General features: G+C 54.3%; 2 protein-coding genes. Both read right to left on the reverse strand.

Annotated elements, in window-relative coordinates; translation table 11 throughout:
* The coding region (locus tag AB1L30_RS00155; RefSeq protein WP_367011340.1) for a hypothetical protein at nt 1-350 on the reverse strand (350 nt) is incomplete at its 3' end.
* 4 nt (nt 351-354) lie between these two features.
* On the reverse strand, nt 355-611 hold a 257-nt coding region (locus AB1L30_RS00160; RefSeq protein ID WP_367011341.1), incomplete at its 5' end, for a hypothetical protein.

A 611-nucleotide genomic window follows, 5' to 3' on the forward strand; every position in this document is an offset into this window, starting at 1 on the left:
TCGATGGCATGTTCCAGTGGTTGCCATTTGATCGAGTCTTCTTCCGCTTCGATCACGGCGGCCAGCACATGCAGCGAACCACGCAGCTGACCATCGAATCGGGCATAGATGTAGTGCTCGATGACGAGGTACCTCGCCAGCATCTCCACCCGAACCTCGTCCACGTCCTGCGATTCCAGAAAGGTCGATAGCTCGTCGATCGTTTCCAACGCCAGGATTGCTTTTACACTGCTCATGAATTCTTTTCGATTCGCCCAAAGATGTAGATGTTCCTGCGCTTCCAGTTCCAGGCAGCTTTCAAATGCGTACTGCGAAACCGACTTCTCGACCCAGAACGAACCATCGGGCATGTCATCATTCGGGTGGAGATGCTGGCGAGATTCGATCAACTGATCGAATATTCGGACGCCGACCAATGGGCCGTGGCCGTTCGAGTTTGCGGACGGCGTCGAAATGATCGATCACGCGGCGATACTTCGAGATGTATTCCGCTTCGCTGCGAAACTCAAGCTCGGAATCGCTCATTTCCTGATCGAGATTGTAGCCGCGGTGACATTCATCGAAAACCACCTTTACGGTGACCTTGGGGGGGGAAGCCCCGGTTCTCGACC

Source organism: Bremerella sp. JC817 (assembly GCF_040718835.1).
GTDB lineage: Bacteria > Planctomycetota > Planctomycetia > Pirellulales > Pirellulaceae > Bremerella.